Consider the following 17,857-nt stretch of genomic DNA (forward strand, 5'->3'; position numbering starts at 1 on the left):
CGGACGCGGCCTACGCCGCCCAGCGCAAGGGCGATCTGGCAAGCGCTGTCGACCATGCCCGCAAGGCCGTCCGGCTTGCGCCCGGCAATCTGTCATTCCGCCTGCTGCTGATCGACCTGCTGAACGGCCAGCGCGACACCGCCGCCGCGCTGGCGGCGACGGATCAGGCGATCGCAGCGCTTGGCGACAACCGCGAGCTTCTGCGCCGGCGCGGCGTGCTGGAACAGAAGAGCGGCGATCAGGCCGCGGCGCTCGGCGATTTCTCCCGTGCGCTGGAGCTTCCCGGCCCGGCGGACGCCGAGCGCCAGCTCAGGCTGGACCTCGCCGCCGCCGCGATGGCGACCTCCGACCCTTTGCTGGCCTATCGGACGCTGCAGCCGCTCGGCGATGATGCCGGCTACGGCGTGTGGCTGCAACGCGGCACTGCCTTGACCGCGATGGCGGATTACGCCGCCGCCGGCAGCGCGCTCGACCGGGCCGGCGCTCTGGCCGGAAGCGAGGCAGAGCGCGCGGACGTTGCCGCGGCGGAAATAAGGCTTGCGGCCGCGCAGGACGGCAAGCGGCAGGCGAGGGCGATGTTTGCCGAGGCCTCGCAGGACGGATCTCTTGCGCCGCTTGGCTCCGCCGATATCGCCTATCTTGCCGCAAGCGTCGGCAACAAGGACATCGCCTATCAGTCCTTCAAGGATGCCTATGATCAGGGACAGTTGCGGGGGGCGCAACTGATTGACGCAGGCTACGCCGCCGTCAGGGACTATCGCAACGAAGAAGCGGTGGGGCTGTTCAAGCAGGCGATCGACCAGGCCGATGCCGACGTCTTTTCGCTTTCCGAAACCGAACGCTTCAACCTGCGCCGCCAGATCGGCGACGTCTCGCGCCAGTGGGGCGCCTATGCCAGCGTGATCTATGGCACCAGCGGCATCTCGGATGGCTATCTGTCTCCGGCGGCCTCCGCCGGCGAGGTGATGCAGGTGGGGACGGAAATATACTGGCGTCCGCCGATGTTCGGCTATCGCGACGGGCGCACGGTCGACCTGTTCCTGCGCCAATTCACCACCCTCTATGATTCGCTCGACGGTCCGGTTGGCGCTTCGACCATGCAGGGTGCGGCGGGGATCCGGATCAAGCCGTTCTCCGATTACAATTTCATTGTGGAGGGGGCGCGCTACTTCAAGATCGGGCGCGACAGCCGCGACGATTACCTGCTGCGGGCGGCGATCTCCGGCGGCTTCAATACAGACCTGATGCCGGAAATGTCCTCATGGTGGACGGGCCAGTATTTCGGCGAAGTCGGGCGCTATCTCGAAAGCAACCAGAACTTCGCCGACGGCTACGCCCAGCTGGGGCGCAGCTTCAAGCTTGGCGGCGACGACGGAAAATTCGTGCTCACGCCCTATCTCGGGATCGCCGCCGACTATAACAGCACCGACGCCAATGAATTCGCGCTTGGCGCTGGCCCCGGCCTCAAGCTCAGCTACTGGTTCCGCGAAAACAAGTACGAGGCGCCGATGTCGCATATCGACCTCAACGTGCAGTACCGCGCGCGCCTGGGCGGCGATGACAGGGCGCAGGGTTGGTTCGCCAGCCTCGGCCTGACATTCTGACGGCAGTAAGGCGGTTCTGCCTGACGCCGTATTCACGCCCGCTTCTTCACCGGCCAGCGCTCTGCTGTGCTTTTGGTGACGGTGACCGGGTCGCCGATGCGCAGCATGCCTTCGCCGCGCGGCACGGCGTTCCAGCCGAACAGCGGGCCGGGGACGCGACGGTCTGCGGACATGCGCAGGCGGCCGAGCGCCGGCAATGGATTTGCGCCTTCGCGCGAGCCGGTGGTCTGGTCCTGCGTGGTCATGATGCAGCGGGTGCAGGGCTTGACGAAATCGAAGGCGACGCCGCCGATTTCGATGCCGGCCCAGCCATCCTCTGCCCAGGCCTCGTCGCAATCGACCACGATATTGGGCCGGAACCGCTCCATGCCGACTTCTGCCGCGCCATGGGCCTTCAGATCGGCGTTGAGCGCGGTGAGCGATCCGGTGGTGGTCACCAGCACCTGAAAACCGTCAGCGAAGGAAACCGGCGTTTCATCGCTTACCCAGTCTCGGCTTGCGATCCGCTCCGCGGCGCTGTCGAAGAAGGCAAGGCGGACCGGACGGTCGAACCAGTCCGAAAGCATGGCATCGGCCGCGCCGGTGCTCGCCGCCGCGTTGACGGTGTCTTTCCACACGGTCACATCGATCCGCTGCTCGCGGGAAGGCCCGGTTTCAATCGCGTCCTTGCCGTCCATTGACAGCACAAGGCCGTCCGGCGTCGGACGCGCGGTTACCCGGGCGAGCGCCGGCAGGTCGCGCTGGGTGATGAAGCGGCCATCCGGCTCCGTCAGAACCGCGATGCGATCACCCTCGAGGCCGTTCGCACGGCAAAGCGCGGCATCGAGAGGGATGCCGCGCGCGCTTTTCATGGGATAGATGTTGAGTTCTGCGATTTTCACCGGCGGGTTCCGATCATTCGGGTTGTTTCTTCGCGCCGGCCCTGGCCGCCGGCTTGTTCGCCGCCTTGCTTGCCGGCTTGCTGCCCGCCCTGGCTGCCGGCTTGTCTTCTGCCCTGTCAGCCTGTTCGTTGTCAGCCTGTTCGTTTTTTTCCGGCTTTACCGGAAGACCATCATCGTCAAGCGTCGAGAGCGTGACCTGCGGGAACGGTATCGAGATGCCGGCATCGTCGAAGGCGAGCTTGGCGTCGCGGGTCATCACATGGGTGGTCTTCCACCACAGCGGGCCGGGCACCCAATAGCGCATGGCCACGACCACGGCGCTGTCGCCGAGTTCCTTGACGAAGGCATAAGGCTCGGGATCGGAGAGTACGTTTTCGTTGTTCTTCGCCAGATCGAGCATGATGTCGATCGCCTTGCGAAGATCGTCCTCATAGCCGATGCCGATGGCGAGTTCGTGCATGCGCTGGGCAACGCGGGAATAATTGGTGATCGAGACATTCCAGAGCGTCGAATTCGGCGCGAGCCGGTAGAGGCCGTCGAAGGTCTTGAGCTCGGTCGCGAACAGGCCGACCTCCTGCACCGTGCCGTCAATCGAGCCGGTCGAGATATACTCGCCGACCTTGAAGGGCCGCAGCACCAGCAGCATGATGCCGGCCGCGATATTCTGCAGCGTGCCCTGCAGGGCGAGACCGATGGCGAGGCCGGCGGCGCCGAGAGCGGCGAGGATCGATGCGGTCTGCACCCCGAACTGGCCGAGCACCATGACGATGACGATGGTGAGAATGCCGTAACGCGCGATCGCGCCGAAGAACCCGGCCAATGTCTTGTCGACATTGTCGAACTTCATGAAAGCAGTTTTGACGGAGCGCTGAGCGATTGCCGCGACGATCCAGCCGACGATCAGCAGGATAATCGCTCCCAGCACCGAGAAGGCATAGGTGACGACAAGCGCCATCATCGCTTCGGCGAAATCGCTGGATGCATTCAGAAGATCGGAGGCTTGCTTCTCTATCGAATCCATCAATCAGTCCTTATTAATTCATCTCAAATATCGTGGGCCAAGGGTACGGAGACTCTACCTATGGCGCAACCGCGCGATGGCAAGATCGTCGAGATCGAGTCTGAAAGGCGCGTTGAGCCGGCACTCTCGGCCACGGCCGATGGCCTTGACGGCGGCAGCGAGCCGGCCGCCGCGCTGAAGCGCTTCATCGCCCAGCGCCACAAGCCGCTTGTTCGGCGTGGCGGAGGGGGAGGCCGCGCGCAACGCCTTCGCCAGCGCCTCCTCATCGATGTCGGGCGCGATCGCGAGGGCGGCGATCATGGCCGCGGCCGGCGAACGCGAGACGCCCAGCCAGCAATGCACCAGCAGCGGGCCATCACCGGCCCGCTGCCGGGCAAAATCGATGATCTGGTCGACATGGGCGCGTTCCGGCGCCACGAGGTCGCCGGCGCCGGCAAAGGCGATGTCGTTCATGCGCAGCACGAGGTGGCGGTCGATCATGCCGGGACGGGCGAAATCATGGCCGGCGGCCATCAGCGAGATCATCTGCCGGCAGCCGTGACGGGCTGTCATCTCGCCGATCCGTTCCAGCGGCGATACGATGATCGCGCCGTTCATTTGGCGGCTTTCCTGGCCGTTTTCTGACGTTCCGCGCGTGCCGTCTCGATTTCGCCGAAGCGGTCGAGAAAGCGCTGCTGGGCAAGCGCCGTCGGCATCGGCTGGATCGGCAGCAGCTCGATCGAGACGCCATTCGGCTCCCCGAAGAACCGCTTCGCCTCGGCGATCGAAAAGCCGGCGAGACTCACAGATTCGAAATAGGCCGCGATCCTGTCGGCCGCCTTGATCTTGGCCTTCAACGCCGGGCGGGGATGGGGCGGCAGGCCGAAGCGGAGATGCACCGCCGCCTCCAGTCGCTTTTCCACCGCCTTGTAGCCGCCGCCGACCACCGCCTTGAACGGCGAGATCATGTCGCCGATGACATATTCTGGCGCGTCGTGCAGCAGCGCCGTCTGGCAGTCGTCGGCATTGGCCTGGTTGAGATGACAGAACACCGCCTCGACCACGAGCGAGTGCTGCGCCACCGAGTAGGCGTGTTCGCCGAGCGTCTGGCCGTTCCAGCGCGCCACCCGCGCAAGCCCGTGGGCGATATCGGAAATCTCGACGTCGAGCGGCGAGGGGTCCAGAAGATCGAGCCTGCGGCCCGAGAGCATGCGCTGCCAGGCGCGTGTGTCATTCTTCGGCGGCATCGGCCTATTCCGCCTCCGCGCCGGATGCTTCGAGCGTGATGCCGCTCCAGGCATAAGGCGTGACGGTCATCGCCACATCGCCGGCCGTCAGGTTTTCGGCGGATGCGACCCGGTCGATCCGGAGGATGGCCATCGCCGCATCGCCCGCGACCGAGCCGAGTTCGCCGGCGGGCTTGCCGTCCGCATGGACCGTCGTGCCGGCGGCGGGCAGGGCTTCGCCGCCGCGCACCATCACCAGCCTGCGCCGCGCGGTGCCGCGGTGCTGCATGCGCGAGACCACTTCCTGGCCGACAAAGCAGCCCTTCTTGAAGGAGACCGCGCCGTTCTTGTCAAACAGAAGGTCGTGCGGGAAGGCGTCTTGGGGGGCGTGATCGGCATGCATTTCCGGCACGCCGGCCTCGATCCTGAGTGCAGTATAGGCCTCGGGGTCCGCCTCGCCATGGCGGCCGGGCAGGCGCTTCACGGTCATACCGGCGGGCGAAAAGCGCATGTCGGTCACGGCGGCTCCGGGCGCGTCGCCGGTGAAGATCGTCACGCCGTCGGTCTCCTCATGCGCGATCGTCACCTTGGCGCGCAATTTGTAAAGCGTCAGCCGCTGCAGCAGGCTCGCGGCATCCTCGGCATGGGTTTCGATCGCAAAACCCGTATCGGTGCGGCTGATGAGGAAGTCGAACATCACCTTGCCCTGCGGCGTCAGCAGCGCGCCGGGCCAGGCCTCGGCGGGGCCGATCCTGTCGAGATCGGTGGTGATCAGGTTCTGCAGGAAATGTTCGGCGTCATCGCCGGCAAGCGTGATGACGGCCCGTTCCGGAAGGTGGATCTCAGCCATGATCGTATCCTCTGGCATGCCGGCGATATTCCACCGGCCCGAGTTTCAAGATGTAGGGTCGCAGACGAGGCCCGCAAGGCGCTCATGCGGCAAACGTCCCACTCAACGGGGCAATTGCCCGTGTTGTCACGCGGCGCGACGGATTCGTCAATGGTGGAAGGCTCGGGTTGCTTATGCCCGAAGGACGGTGGCGCTATTGCAGGATGCGTTCGGGCGAAAACTCGCCGGCGAGCATGCGTTCGCGCAGTGATTCGAGCATGGCTTCCGCGCCTTCCTCACCGATCATCCGCACGGTTTCGCGCATGGCAAGCGCAAGCGCAGCATCGGCGATGATCTCAGGCTCGATGCCGTCGGCCACGCCATCGGCCCAGGCTTCGTTCTGATATTCGAGAGCCACCTGCATCTTTTCGCGCACGATCATGTCGTCGATCTCGTTGGCGTTCGGCTTCATCGCATATCCTTGTAGGCTTCGTCTTCCGCAATCATGCTATCAATTTTTTCCGCCTTGTGGCAGCGCGGCCGTCCGAAAAAGTGAATTTCCGGTTAATCGCAGCGTGTTGGCGCATATTTCCCGGGACTAATGTGCTTCTTTCGCCACAGTGTCGCGGCGCTCCCGGTCGAGCGCTTCGGCGCATTCGCGCACGCTGGAGGGCATGTTCAGCCGGGCGATATCGGCGAGCGTGAACCAGCCGAGATCGTCGGCGTCATCGGCCGCCGCCGCGATCGCGCGGTCATCGACCTCCGCCAGGAAGACGCTCAGTCGGTAAAAGCTGGTGACCGCGCCTGTCTCGTTCCTGTCGATCAGGTCATAGACAGAAAACAGCGTTACATTTTCGGCGGTTAGGCCGGTTTCTTCTTTCAATTCGCGAATCGCTGCCTGTTCCGCCGTTTCGCCCGCTTCCGCCTTGCCGCCCGGAAAGGCATACATGGCTCTCGCCGGCGGATTGGCGCGGCGCACCAGCAGGAAAGTGTCTTTCCTGCGGATGATCACCGAGGAAGCGGGTCTTGGCGTCTCTGTCATGCTATATACGGGCGGTGATCGCGAATGGATTTTCTCGGAAGGCGGGCCTTCCGTTTTCAGGATGAGTTTCAAAGCGCAATGTGTGGACGTTTCGGCCTGATAGCAACCCCCGACGAGGTTGGCGAGGCTTTCGACATCACCGGGATCGATCCGTTTCCGCCGCGCTACAACATCGCGCCGTCGCAGCCCATACTGATGATCGTGAGCGCTTCGGAACTGACCGGCGGCGGGGAGGGGCGCAATGCGCTGCTGGTGCGCTGGGGGCTGATCCCGGCATGGGTGAAGGATGCGCGGGAGTTCTCGCTGCTGTTCAACGCCCGCAGCGAAACGGCGGCGGAGAAGCCCGCCTTTCGCGGCTCGATGCGTCATTTCCGCACCCTCGTTCCGGCCTCCGGCTTCTTCGAATGGCGCAGGACCGGCGAGAAGGCCGCCGCACAACCTTACTGGATCAGGCCGCGCCATGGCGGGGTGATCGCCTTTGCCGGCCTGATGTCGCCATGGCTGGGGGCGGATGGCACGGAGATCGATACCGGCACGATCCTGACCACGGCTTCCAGCGGCGTGATCGCGCATATTCACGAGCGCTCGCCGGTGGTGATCGCGCCTGCGGATTATGAACGCTGGCTCGACTGTCGCAATTATGAACCGCGCGAGGTCGCCGACCTGCTGGCCCCGCCGCCGGCCGATTTCTTCGAGGCTCTGCCGGTCTCCAAGGCCGTCAGCAACGCCCGCAATATGGGTGCAGACCTGATCGAACCGATCGGGCCCGCGCTGGAGGGCGAGCCGGAGGATGAGGGGCCGGGGCAGATGGATTTGTTTTGAGAGCGGAGCTGCTCTCTATGATCGAAAGCCGAGATGCCTGTTACTGGCATCGGCGTTCGGAACCAAATAAACATTGCCGCTAGACCAAAATGTCGGTTGCGCTCGACCCTCCCAACCCGGGTCATGCTCGTGCTTGACACGAGCATCCAGGCCATACGGGAGACGCTGTTTGGATCCTCGGGTCAAGCCCGAGGATGACGCCGGATAGGGAAGAGATGACGCCGGATAGGGGAGCGCACGACCGCCGATGCATCAAATATCCAGATCCAGCCGGTTCTTGCGCGGCAGGCTGTCATCTTCTTCGTCCTCGGTGTCGTCCTCCATCACCAGCGTGCCGTATTTGCGGTGCCAGGCGCGGGCGCCCAGCGGCAGGCTGAGGAGATAGAGAACGGAGCCGGCGATCATCACGTGCCAGGTATAGGCGAACAGCAGCGCGACCGAGAGCACGGCGACCAGCATCATCGGCAGCGCGAAATCGCGCCTTACGGTGAAGCCGAGGCTCTTGCCGGACCAGACCGGCAGGCGGCTGATCAGCAGGAAGCCGATGAGGACGGTATAGGCGGCCGATGCCAGCGCCACGCCGCGGCCAAGTTCCATGCCGAGAAAGCCGAGATAGACCGGCAACAGCACGATGATGGCGCCAAGCGGCGCGGGGACGCCGACGAAATACTCGCCCTGCCAGCTCGCCTTGCGCTTGCGATCGGCCATGACGTTGAAGCGGGCGAGGCGCAGCGCCGCGGCGATCGCATAGGTCAGTGCCGCGATCCAGCCGAGCGTACCGCCGTCATTCAGCAGATAGGTATAGGCGACCAGCGCCGGCGCGATGCCGAAATTGACGACATCGGCGAGCGAATCCATCTGCTCGCCGAATTTGGAAGAGGCTTTCAGGAGTCGCGCCAGCCTGCCGTCGACGCCATCCAGAAAGGCTGCGATCAGCAGCATCGCCACGGCCTTCGGGAACTGGCCATCAATCGCCATCCTGATGCCCGAAAGCCCGGCGCAGATCGCGAGCACGGTCACCAGATTGGGAATGATGAGCCGAAGCGGTATTTCGCGCAGGCGCGGTCCCCGGCCGGATTTGTCGCCCGTGGGCTTTACGCGGGGTTCCAGTGCACGCTCCTGGCTGCCTTCATCCATCAGATTTTCCGTCCGACGGTCGGAAGATCAAAACCGCCGAAACCCGCCAGCACGGTTTCACCGGCCGTCGCGAGCTGCCCGACGGCAACGCGCGGCGTGGCGGTGGTCGGCAGGTAGACGTCGAGCCGCGAACCGAAGCGGATCAGGCCGAAACGTTCGCCGGCATCGAGCACGTCGCCGTTCTCGGAGAAGCAGACGATTCGGCGGGCGACGAGGCCCGCGATCTGCACGACGCCGATCGACCCATGGGCGGTTTCGATCACCAGGCCATTGCGTTCATTGTCTTCGCTGGCCTTGTCGAGTTCGGCGTTGAGGAACTTGCCGGGCCGGTAGTGAATGCCGGTGATGCGGCCGGCCATTGGCGCGCGGTTCACATGGCAGTCGAACACGTTCATGAAAACGCAGATACGCAGCATCGGCTCGGCGCCGAGGCCCATTTCGGCCGGCGGAACTTCCTCGCCGATCGCCGAGACGCGGCCATCGGCCGGGCTGATCACGAGATTGTCGTCCTGGGGCACCATCCGGTCGGGATCGCGGAAGAAATAGGCGCACCAGAGCGTGGCGATCAGGCCGATCCAGAACAGCGGCTGGGCAATCCATCCAAGGATCAGGGTCGCCACCAGGAAAATCGCGACAAAGCGATAGCCTTCCTTGTGGATCGGCGCCATCGAATGCCGGATGGAATCGATAATGGTCATTGGTCCTCGCTTGGTTGCCCGGGTTCTGAAGGGCCACATTACAGGCTGCGCGCGGCCTTGGGAACACGGCCGTGCGTCGGTTTTACGGCGGTCTTGTCAGTTGGCGGGGTCGAGCCGCATGATCACGCCCATATCGTCGCTTTCGCGCACCTTGCGCAACTGCTCCTCGGCAAGGGTCGCCTCGCGCTGGCGCTCCCACATCTGGGCGTAGAGCCCGTTCGCGGCGATCAGCGCATCATGGGTGCCGCGTTCGGCGATCTCGCCGCGCTTGAGCACGATGATCTCGTCGGCGCCGATCACCGTGGAAAGCCGGTGGGCGATCACCAGCGTGGTGCGGTTCTTGGAAACTACATCGAGCGCTGCCTGGATTTCGCGTTCGGTATGGGTGTCGAGGGCGGAGGTCGCCTCGTCTAGCACCAGGATCGGCGGGGCCTTGAGAATGGTGCGGGCGATGGCCACGCGCTGTTTCTCGCCGCCCGAAAGCTTCAGGCCGCGCTCGCCGACCTGGGTCTCGAAGCCTTCCGGCAGCTGCCGGATGAAATCGCCGACCTGGGCGAGTTCGGCGGCGGCGTTGACCTCCTCGTCGGTCGCCGAGGTGCGTCCATAGCGGATATTGTAGGCGATCGTGTCGTTGAACAGCACGGTATCCTGCGGCACCATGCCGATCGCCTCGCGCAGGCTTGCCTGGCGCACTTCGCGCAAATCCTGCCCGTCGATGGTGATCGCGCCCTCGTTAACGTCGTAGAAGCGGAACAGCAGGCGCGAGATCGTCGACTTGCCGGCGCCCGTCGGGCCGACGATCGCCACTGTCTTGCCGGCCGGCACCTCGAACGACACGCCTTTGAGGATCGGGCGGGCGGGGTCATAGGAAAAATGCACGTCCTTGAAGGCGATCGCGCCCTGGCGGATCTGCAGGTCCGGGGCATCGGGCTTGTCGGTGATTTCAAGATCTTCCTCGAGGAGGTCGAACATCTGCTCGATATCGGTCAGGCCCTGGCGGATTTCGCGATAGACCGAGCCGATGAAATTAAGCGGGATCGCGAGCTGGATCAGCATCGCATTCACGAACACGAAATCGCCGATGGTCTGGGTGCCGTTTTTGACCGCGATCGCGGACAGCACCATCATGATCGTCATGCCGATGCCGAAGATGATGCCCTGGCCGAAGTTGAGCCAGCCGAGCGAGGTCCAGATACGGGTCGCCGCGTTCTCGTAGACGGCCATGGAGGTATCGAAGCGGTGCGCTTCCATCTTCTCATTGCCGAAATATTTGACGGTCTCGTAGTTCAAAAGCGAGTCGACGGCCTTGGTATTGGCGTCGTTGTCGCTATCGTTCATTTCGCGGCGGATGGCGATGCGCCAGTCGCTGGCCTTGATGGTGAACCAGACATAGAGCACGACCGTGACGGCGGTGATCGCCAGATAATCGAAGCCGTAACCCCACCAGAAGATGATCGCGACCAGGATGAATTCAAGCACGGTCGGAAGCGTGGCAAGGATCGTGAACCGCACGATCGTCTCGATGCCCTTGGTGCCGCGCTCGATGATCCGCGACAGCCCGCCGGTCTTGCGCGACAGGTGAAAGCGCAAAGCAAGCTGGTGCATGTGCACGAAAACGCGGTGGGCAAGCCGGCGCACGGCATATTGGCCGACGCTGGCGAACAGCGCATCGCGCAACTGGTTGAAGCCAAGCTGGCCGATGCGAGCCAGATTGTAGAACAGCACCAGCGTGACCGCCCCGAACAGGACGGCGGGCAGGATGGTGTTGATCTCCAGCTCGCCGGTCAGCGCATTGGTCGTCCATTTGAAGGAGTAGGGGACCAGCAGAAGGATAAGCTTGGCGACCACCAACGCGATCGTGGCGAGCACCACGCGTCGCTTCAGGTCCGGGCGACTTTCCGGCCAGATATACGGCCATAGATTGATGATTGTCTGAAGCGGATTGGATGAATCCGCTGACACGGTTTTGCCGCGATCTGCCATGCTTGTCCCCGCGCTCAAGACCGGAAGGCCGAGCCGAAATAGAAGAATTTTCAAAACAAAAGGCGCCCCGCGGGGCGCCGCTTTACCCGCGACATAAGGTCGCCGCGCGGATATTGCAATGGCAGCGGGCCGAAACGAATTTCACCGTCGCCGTTTTTTGGACCGCGTTTTATGCAGCTACTGGTCGCCCGCCGGCAGATGGTATTCCGGACCGATCGGCATGCCCTCCAGCAGGCGGCGGTGGATCGTTTCGGCTTCCCCGATCGGCAGCGGCTCCTTGGGCACGGAGAAGACCTGGCCGGGCAGGATCAGGTCGGGATTGACGATCTGGGGTTCGTTGGCGAGGTAGATCGTCGTGTAGCGCACGCCGCGTCCATACATGCGCCGCGAGATGCGCCACAGATTGTCGCCGCGGCGGATGATGACGGCATTGTCGCTGCTTTCAAGCTGCGGCTGGGTGAAGGTCTGCGTGCCATCCTGCTGCTGTTCACCGCTGGTTGCGGGTGCGCCGGAAACCGCCGCCACCTGATCGCCGGGCGGGCGGTCGAAGGGCACGACGGCGCGGGCGACGACCCCGCCATCCGCGTCAAGCATATCGACGCGGATCGTGTGCAGGCCCACCGAAACGTCGATCTCCGCATCGAGGACGTAATTGCCCTCGACGTTGACCTCGGCGTCGCCGATGAGCGCGTCGTCGATATAGCCGCGAATGGTGGCGTCCGGCGCGCCGCTTCCGGCCACGAACAGGCGGTTACCCTCGATTTCGACAGCCTTGATGCTGACAAGCGCCACGACCTCGCCCTGGCCGTCATTCCGGCCCGTCGTTTCCGCGTCGGTCTCGACCGTAACCGTCTGAAGCTGGGTCTCCCCCTGATCGCTGGCGTTATCCGTGCCGGACCCACCCTGTGTCTGCTCATTGGCGCTGGTTCGCTCTGCGGTTCCGCCCGTCGCGTTTGTGTTGTCCGAGGCCGTGCCGCCGTCGCGATTCTGCTGGGCGGACGGCTGTTCGCCGTTCTCCTGCTGCCCTGACGAACCTGGCGCGCGCGCGATCACCGTGCCTTTGGGTGCGTCTTCCTCGCCATCCGGCGCGGCGATGATTTCGGAAGCCTTGCCGGGTTCGGTGATCAGGGCCAGCAGATCGCCATCCGGGGTCTCGGGGATCGAGATCGTCGCGGTCTGCAGCGAACGGGCGGTGCGCCCATCGGGCATGGTGACGTCGAGATAGATGAGGTGATCGCCGGGCGTCAGCGGGGTCTCGATGATTGCGACAAAATCGCCGGAATCGCCAACACTGGAGGAGGCGACCACGGTGTCGCCCTCCTTGACGTCAAGCACGCCAAGCGGTTCGGCGGCGCCTGCGATCACGGCCGTGCCGTCGGGTTCCACGCGCAGCACGTCAAAGGTGGGAATCCGCAGGCCCGTCTGCTGCTGCTCTTCGTTGGCGTCGCTGTCGCTGTCCGGGCTGCTCGCGCTCTCGCCGGATGCGTCCGCGGGCTCGCTCTGCTCGGTCTGCGGCGCGGTGCCTTCCGTGCTGCTGCCGGTCTCGCCACCATCCTCGCGGGTAAAATAATAGAGGCCCGCTGCAAGGAGAACGAGCAGGATGACGGCGATGACAATACCGGTCCGGTTATTTTTCATTCAGAGCTCCGAAGAGGCGACGACGCCAATTGGCTGAAAACGCTAGCCATAGTGCCGGATATATACAAGAGTTCATTGGCTGTCTCGGCAAAGCGTGAACAGGGTAAATCTGCGATTGTGTTCGAAATGCAATGAACTTGACCTGTCGCGGCCTAATGGGATTGATTGACGTCATGAAAAAACAAGACAAACCGATTCGCAGCATCTGCGTCTATTGCGGCTCCAGGCCGGGCGCGGCGCCGGAATATATGCGCGCCGGCAAGGCGCTTGGCGCGGCGATAGCCGCCGCCGGCTACGGCCTCGTCTATGGCGGCGGAACCAAGGGCATCATGGGCGCCGTCGCCGAGGGCGTTCTGGAAAACGGCGGCCACGTGCTCGGCATCATTCCCGAGTTCCTCGTCGACATGGAGGCGACCCGAGACCAGCTCGAGGCGCTCGACGAGCTCATGATCACGCCGGATATGCATGTGCGCAAGCATACCATGTTCGAACGGGCGGACGCCTTCGTGGCACTGCCCGGCGGGATCGGCACGCTTGAAGAGATCGTCGAGATCATGACCTGGGCGCAGCTTGGCCGTCATACCAAGCCGATGATCCTCGGCGATATCGGCGGTTTCTGGCAGCCGATGATCGAGCTGCTCGATCACATGCTGAAGGAGGGCTTCCTCCACACCAGCCATCAGGTGCGCCCGCAGCTCATCGCCAATGTCGAGGACATGATCCCGGCGATCGAGGCCGGCTGGGCGGAGACGGCCGACGACGACGGCGACGCCCGGATTATCGGCAAGATGTGAACCGCGTTATTCCGCTGGCGCGGATGCCCTGCGTCTGCGCCTGACCATGGGCGCGGTATAGATCACCAGCGCCACCCAGATCAGCGCGAAGGCGGCGAGTTTCGCGGGCTCCAGCGGCTCGCGGAAGATCAGCACGGCGATCAGGAAGATCACGCTCGGCGCGATATACTGCATGATGCCGATGGTCGACAGACGCAGCAGCTTGGTCGCGTTCGCATAGATCAGCAGAGGAATGGCGGTGACCGCGCCGCAACCGATCAACAGCAGCGCCGTGACCGGCGAGCGCAGGAAATGCCCGGCGCCTGTCGCTTCCAGGTAGATGATGTAGCCGAGCGCCGGGCCGCTCAGCACCAGCGCCTCCAATGTAAAGGCGGTGGTGCCCTCGACCGGCATGACCTTGTGCAGAAAGGCATAGAGCCCGAAACTGAGCGGTAGCGCCAGGGCGACCAGGGGCAGGCGGCCGAGTTCCACAGTCAGGATGACCACCGCCGCGAAGGCGAGGGCGACGGCGACCATCTGCCCGCGCCCGAGCTTTTCCCGGAGGATCAGCGCCGCGAGCGCGATCGAAAACAGCGGGTTGATGAAATAGCCGAGGGCCGCGTCCACCGTCTGGGCGGTGCTGACCGCATAGATATAGGTGCCCCAGTTGAGCGTGATGAACAGGCTGCACAGCACCACAAGCCCCATCATCTTCGGCTTGCGCAGGACGCCGGTGACGGTGCGCGACTGGCCGGAATAGGCGACCATCGCACCGGCAAACGGCAGCGACCAGACGATCCGGTGCGCCAGAATTTCGTCTGTCGGAAGGTCGATGACGAGCTTCATGTAAAGCGGCAGCACGCCCCACATCATGAAGACGATGAAGGCGAGGACGAAACCCTTGGTGGTATCGCCCTGCGGCGCCGGCGCTTCGTGGGCGGCTGTGATTTCGGCGGACATGGTGTTTCCTTGAAGTCTTTTGACCAAACGCAATAGACCTTCGCCAGCGCCGCCGCCACACGAAACTTGCGATCAAACCATCAAATGAATTGAACCGACCGCCTATTCCGCGGCCGCGCGGCCGGCGAGCTTGCGGTTTTTCATCAGCTTGAAGGTGATCGAATCCATCAGCGCCTGGAACGAGGCGTCGATAATGTTTTCGGAAACGCCGACCGTCCACCACCTGACACCGTCATCGTCGACGCTCTCGATCAGCACGCGGGTGATCGCCTCCGTGCCGCCATTGAGGATGCGCACCTTGTAGTCGGCAAGCTTGAGGTCGGCGATCTCGCCCTGGAACTTGCCGAGGTCCTTGCGGAACGCCTTGTCCAGCGCGTTGACCGGGCCGTCGCCCTCCGACACCGACATCACCCTGCGGCCGTCGATCTCGAGCTTGACCACGGCTTCGGATACCGTCTTCACCCGCCCGTGGCTGTCGAAACGCCGTTCGACCATCACCCGGAAACTGTCGACGCGGAAGAACTCCGGCACGCTGCCGAGTTCGCGCAGCGCCAGAAGCTCGAAACTGGCATCGGCGGCCTCATAGGCATAGCCCATGGCCTCGCGCTCCTTCACGATCGAAATCAGCTTGTCGAGGCGCGGATCGTTTTTGGCAACGGAAATGCCGAGGCGATTGAGTTCGTTGATGAAATTCGATTTTCCGCCCTGATCGGACACCATCACCCGGCGGCTGTTGCCGACGGCTGCCGGGTCGACATGCTCATAGGTCTTCGGGTCTTTCAGCAGCGCGGAGGCGTGAATGCCGGCCTTGGTGGCGAAAGCCGAGGCGCCGACATAGGGAAGCTGCGGATCGGGCGCGCGGTTCAGCAGCTCATCGAAGCCGTGGGAAAGGGCGGAGATTTCGGTCAGTCCTTCGGCGTCGATGCCGAGTTCGAACCGGCTGCTATAGCGCTCCTTCAGCGCCAGCGTGGCGGCGAGCGTGATGATATTGGCATTGCCGCAGCGCTCGCCGATGCCGTTCAGCGTGCCCTGCACCTGGCGCACGCCGGCGTTGACGGCGACGAGCGAATTGGCGACCGCCTGTCCGGTGTCATTATGGGCATGGATGCCGAGGTTTTCGCCCGGGATTCCGCCCGCGATCACGGCGGTCACGATTTCCGCGATCTCGTCCGGTTGGGTGCCGCCATTGGTGTCGCACAGCACCACCCAGCGCGCGCCGGCATCATAAGCGGCCTTGGCACAAGCGAGCGCATAGGCGGGGTTGGCCTTGTAGCCGTCGAAGAAGTGTTCGCAATCGAGCAGCGCTTCCTTGCCGGAGGCCGCCACGGCGGCGATGCTTTCCGCGATGCAATCGAGATTGTCCTCGTTGGAGATGCCGAGCGCGACCTTGACGTGATAGTCCCAGCTTTTCGCGACCAGACAGACCGCGTCGCCCGCAGCACTGATCAAAGCCGCGAGGCCTGGATCGTTCGATGCCGAGACGCCGGCGCGCTTGGTCATGCCGAAGGCCGTCATCTTCGCCCGGCCGGTGCGCCGCTTGGAGAAGAAGGCGGTATCGGTGGGGTTTGCGCCGGGATAGCCGCCCTCGACATAATCGATGCCGAAATGGTCGAGCATATTGGCAATCGCAATCTTGTCCTCGACCGAGAAATCGACGCCCGGCGTCTGCTGGCCATCGCGCAAGGTTGTGTCGAACAGGTAGATGCGTTCGCGGTCTGACATTGTCGGGTCTCCATCCCTAGGGCCTTCGCGGCCATTCTTATGGGTCTGTTATGCGTCCGGGCCGTCTTCGGGCGGCCATTGGTCCGTGTCGTGGTCGGGGTGCTGGCGCGAGACGATCTCGCTTTCCTCCACCGTCTGCGGGCGTCCGGGTTTTTCGAACAACGTGTCGATCCACGGCAGGCGGCAGTCGTGATTGACCTGGATCTCCGGCTCGAAATGCTCCGGCTCGTCAAATGCGCCGATCGCAAGCTCGATGCCACCCGGAAACTGATATGTTAACGGCGTGCCGCATTTTTCGCAGAACCCGCGCAGGAAGCCTTTCGAGGAGCGGAACAGGCTCGGCTTGCCGCGCGTCCATACCAGATGGGCGAAATCGGCGGTCACCAGCGCGCTGAAGAAATTGCCGAACGCCTTTTGGCACATCCGGCAGTGGCAGATTGACGGTCTCCCGAGATGGCTTGCGCAAAACCGCACCGCGCCGCACTGGCAACCGCCGGAAAAACTGCGTTCATCGCTCATGGTCACGCTCCTTCGGCCAATGGTCGGTGTCATGATCGGGATGCTGCCGGCTGCTGCCGGCCACGCCTGCGGTTCCGCCGGGAAGGTCGGATCGGTCGGTGGGCCGCTCGGGAAGGGCGGGCAGGGCGTGGAAGAACGGCACACGCCCCTCGACGCCATCCTGCGTTGCCGGAACAATTGCGGAGGGATCATCAAGACTGCCAAGCGTCACCGAGATGTGGTCGCCGCCCTCGGTCATGAAGAACAGCGGCGTGCCGCATTGCTCGCAAAAGCCGCGCTTGACGAATTCGGAAGAAAAGAACCACCGCGGCGCGCCGCGCGTCAGCGAAAACACCTCGTTGTCCGCGCTCGCCAGCGGCATGAAATAATTCCCCGCCGCCTTCTGGCACATGCGACAGTGGCAGAGATGCGGCGAGGAAAGCGCGCCCTCGACTCGGTAGCGCACGGCGCCGCACTGACAGCCGCCGGAGAAGCCGGGTTCCGTCATGACTCATGCCTCCCGATGGTTCCGAGAATATGGGTGCAGACCGCGTCGATATCGCGGATCACGTCGTCGTTCCAAACGCGGAGGACGGTCCAACCGAGCGCGGCGAGGCGGGCCGTGCGCGCTGCATCTTCTGCAAGCCTTTCGCCATGCTGCGAGCCATCGACCTCGATGATCAGCTTGTGATCGGGGCAAGCGAAATCGGCGATGTAGCGGTCAATCGGCATCTGCCTGCGGAACGCGAGGTCCATCAACCGTTTGGCGCGAAGTTCGTTCCAGAGCTTCAGTTCCGCATCCGTCATGTCTTTGCGCATTCGGCGTGCGTTGGCCCGCAAGCTTTTTGAGACGGCATGATGCGGCATGTTAATGTTCCCCTCGATTTCCTTGCGAGGGTAAGAGTGCGGCTCTTCTGCTATGTGGCCAATAGTATTTTCAGGTCGGCCGCCAAAAACGCAGGCTAATCTATTACTGTGGACGTCAGCAACCCCCAATCTCCCCCCTTGAGGGGGAGATGCCCCGACAGGGGCAGAGAGGGGTGA

At 63.7% G+C, this 17,857-nt stretch carries 19 protein-coding genes; 3 read left to right on the forward strand and 16 right to left on the reverse strand.

Going from position 1 to position 17,857, the window contains the following annotated elements:
* The coding region (locus B4E36_RS00145) for an NfrA family protein (RefSeq protein ID WP_292057493.1) at positions 1–1,604 on the forward strand (1,604 nt) is incomplete at its 5' end.
* Positions 1,605–1,636: 32 nt separating this feature from the next.
* Here B4E36_RS00145 and B4E36_RS00150 read toward each other — a convergent pair.
* The 7 genes from B4E36_RS00150 to B4E36_RS00180 form a co-directional block, all read right to left on the reverse strand.
* Complete coding sequence (locus tag B4E36_RS00150) at positions 1,637–2,485, reverse strand: MOSC domain-containing protein (RefSeq protein ID WP_292057491.1); 849 nt, start codon at positions 2,483–2,485, stop codon at positions 1,637–1,639.
* A gap of 13 nt (positions 2,486–2,498) precedes the next feature.
* On the reverse strand, positions 2,499–3,506 hold the full coding sequence (locus B4E36_RS00155) for a mechanosensitive ion channel family protein (protein ID WP_292057489.1): 1,008 nt from the start codon (positions 3,504–3,506) through the stop codon (positions 2,499–2,501).
* 54 nt (positions 3,507–3,560) lie between these two features.
* On the reverse strand, positions 3,561–4,103 hold the full coding sequence (locus tag B4E36_RS00160; protein ID WP_292057488.1) for a tyrosine phosphatase family protein: 543 nt from the start codon (positions 4,101–4,103) through the stop codon (positions 3,561–3,563).
* Positions 4,100–4,732, reverse strand: a complete 633-nt coding sequence (locus tag B4E36_RS00165; RefSeq protein ID WP_345899835.1) for an HD family hydrolase — start codon at positions 4,730–4,732, stop codon at positions 4,100–4,102. The genes B4E36_RS00160 and B4E36_RS00165 overlap by 4 nt, the downstream gene beginning before the upstream one ends.
* Before the next feature lie 4 nt (positions 4,733–4,736).
* A complete protein-coding gene (locus tag B4E36_RS00170) occupies positions 4,737–5,561 on the reverse strand; it encodes a YgfZ/GcvT domain-containing protein (protein ID WP_292057484.1) in 825 nt (274 codons plus the stop codon).
* A 193-nt stretch (positions 5,562–5,754) separates the two neighbouring features.
* Entirely contained in the window at positions 5,755–6,012 is a 258-nt protein-coding gene (locus B4E36_RS00175; protein WP_018066457.1) for a hypothetical protein, read from the reverse strand.
* 126 nt (positions 6,013–6,138) lie between these two features.
* A complete protein-coding gene (locus B4E36_RS00180) occupies positions 6,139–6,582 on the reverse strand; it encodes an NUDIX hydrolase (RefSeq protein ID WP_292057482.1) in 444 nt (147 codons plus the stop codon).
* 78 nt (positions 6,583–6,660) lie between these two features.
* Between B4E36_RS00180 and B4E36_RS00185 the strand changes: the two genes are divergently transcribed.
* Positions 6,661–7,404, forward strand: a complete 744-nt coding sequence (locus B4E36_RS00185) for an SOS response-associated peptidase (RefSeq protein WP_345899836.1) — start codon at positions 6,661–6,663, stop codon at positions 7,402–7,404.
* A gap of 252 nt (positions 7,405–7,656) precedes the next feature.
* Here the strand turns inward: B4E36_RS00185 and pssA are convergent, their stop codons facing one another.
* The 4 genes from pssA to B4E36_RS00205 form a co-directional block, all read right to left on the reverse strand.
* The gene (pssA, locus tag B4E36_RS00190) at positions 7,657–8,541 is read right to left on the reverse strand and encodes a CDP-diacylglycerol--serine O-phosphatidyltransferase (RefSeq protein WP_292057478.1); all 885 of its coding nucleotides are present in this window, start codon (positions 8,539–8,541) and stop codon (positions 7,657–7,659) included.
* Positions 8,541–9,278 (reverse strand): phosphatidylserine decarboxylase, encoded by a 738-nt coding sequence (locus B4E36_RS00195; RefSeq protein ID WP_292057477.1) that lies wholly within the window; start codon positions 9,276–9,278, stop codon positions 8,541–8,543. The genes pssA and B4E36_RS00195 overlap by 1 nt, the downstream gene beginning before the upstream one ends.
* A gap of 57 nt (positions 9,279–9,335) precedes the next feature.
* On the reverse strand, positions 9,336–11,222 hold the full coding sequence (locus tag B4E36_RS00200) for an ABCB family ABC transporter ATP-binding protein/permease (RefSeq protein ID WP_292057475.1): 1,887 nt from the start codon (positions 11,220–11,222) through the stop codon (positions 9,336–9,338).
* 177 nt (positions 11,223–11,399) lie between these two features.
* On the reverse strand, positions 11,400–12,860 hold the full coding sequence (locus tag B4E36_RS00205; protein ID WP_345899837.1) for a LysM peptidoglycan-binding domain-containing protein: 1,461 nt from the start codon (positions 12,858–12,860) through the stop codon (positions 11,400–11,402).
* 173 nt (positions 12,861–13,033) lie between these two features.
* Here B4E36_RS00205 and B4E36_RS00210 point away from each other — a divergent pair, with 173 nt between their 5' ends.
* On the forward strand, positions 13,034–13,654 hold the full coding sequence (locus B4E36_RS00210) for a TIGR00730 family Rossman fold protein (RefSeq protein ID WP_026173767.1): 621 nt from the start codon (positions 13,034–13,036) through the stop codon (positions 13,652–13,654).
* 6 nt (positions 13,655–13,660) lie between these two features.
* Here B4E36_RS00210 and rarD read toward each other — a convergent pair whose 3' ends face one another.
* The 5 genes from rarD to B4E36_RS00235 form a co-directional block, all read right to left on the reverse strand.
* A complete protein-coding gene (rarD, locus tag B4E36_RS00215; RefSeq protein ID WP_292057472.1) occupies positions 13,661–14,593 on the reverse strand; it encodes an EamA family transporter RarD in 933 nt (310 codons plus the stop codon).
* Between the two features lie 102 nt (positions 14,594–14,695).
* On the reverse strand, positions 14,696–16,315 hold the full coding sequence (gene cimA, locus B4E36_RS00220; protein ID WP_345899838.1) for a citramalate synthase: 1,620 nt from the start codon (positions 16,313–16,315) through the stop codon (positions 14,696–14,698).
* Positions 16,316–16,363: 48 nt separating this feature from the next.
* The gene (locus B4E36_RS00225; protein ID WP_292057468.1) at positions 16,364–16,834 is read right to left on the reverse strand and encodes a GFA family protein; all 471 of its coding nucleotides are present in this window, start codon (positions 16,832–16,834) and stop codon (positions 16,364–16,366) included.
* The gene (locus B4E36_RS00230; RefSeq protein WP_292057467.1) at positions 16,824–17,321 is read right to left on the reverse strand and encodes a GFA family protein; all 498 of its coding nucleotides are present in this window, start codon (positions 17,319–17,321) and stop codon (positions 16,824–16,826) included. Before B4E36_RS00230 ends, B4E36_RS00225 begins: the two co-directional genes overlap by 11 nt.
* Entirely contained in the window at positions 17,318–17,680 is a 363-nt protein-coding gene (locus tag B4E36_RS00235) for an endonuclease domain-containing protein (protein WP_292057465.1), read from the reverse strand. Before B4E36_RS00235 ends, B4E36_RS00230 begins: the two co-directional genes overlap by 4 nt.
* Between the last annotated feature and the right edge of the window lie 177 nt (positions 17,681–17,857).

The organism is Martelella sp. UBA3392 (genome assembly GCF_002358775.1).
GTDB lineage: Bacteria > Pseudomonadota > Alphaproteobacteria > Rhizobiales > Rhizobiaceae > Martelella > Martelella mediterranea.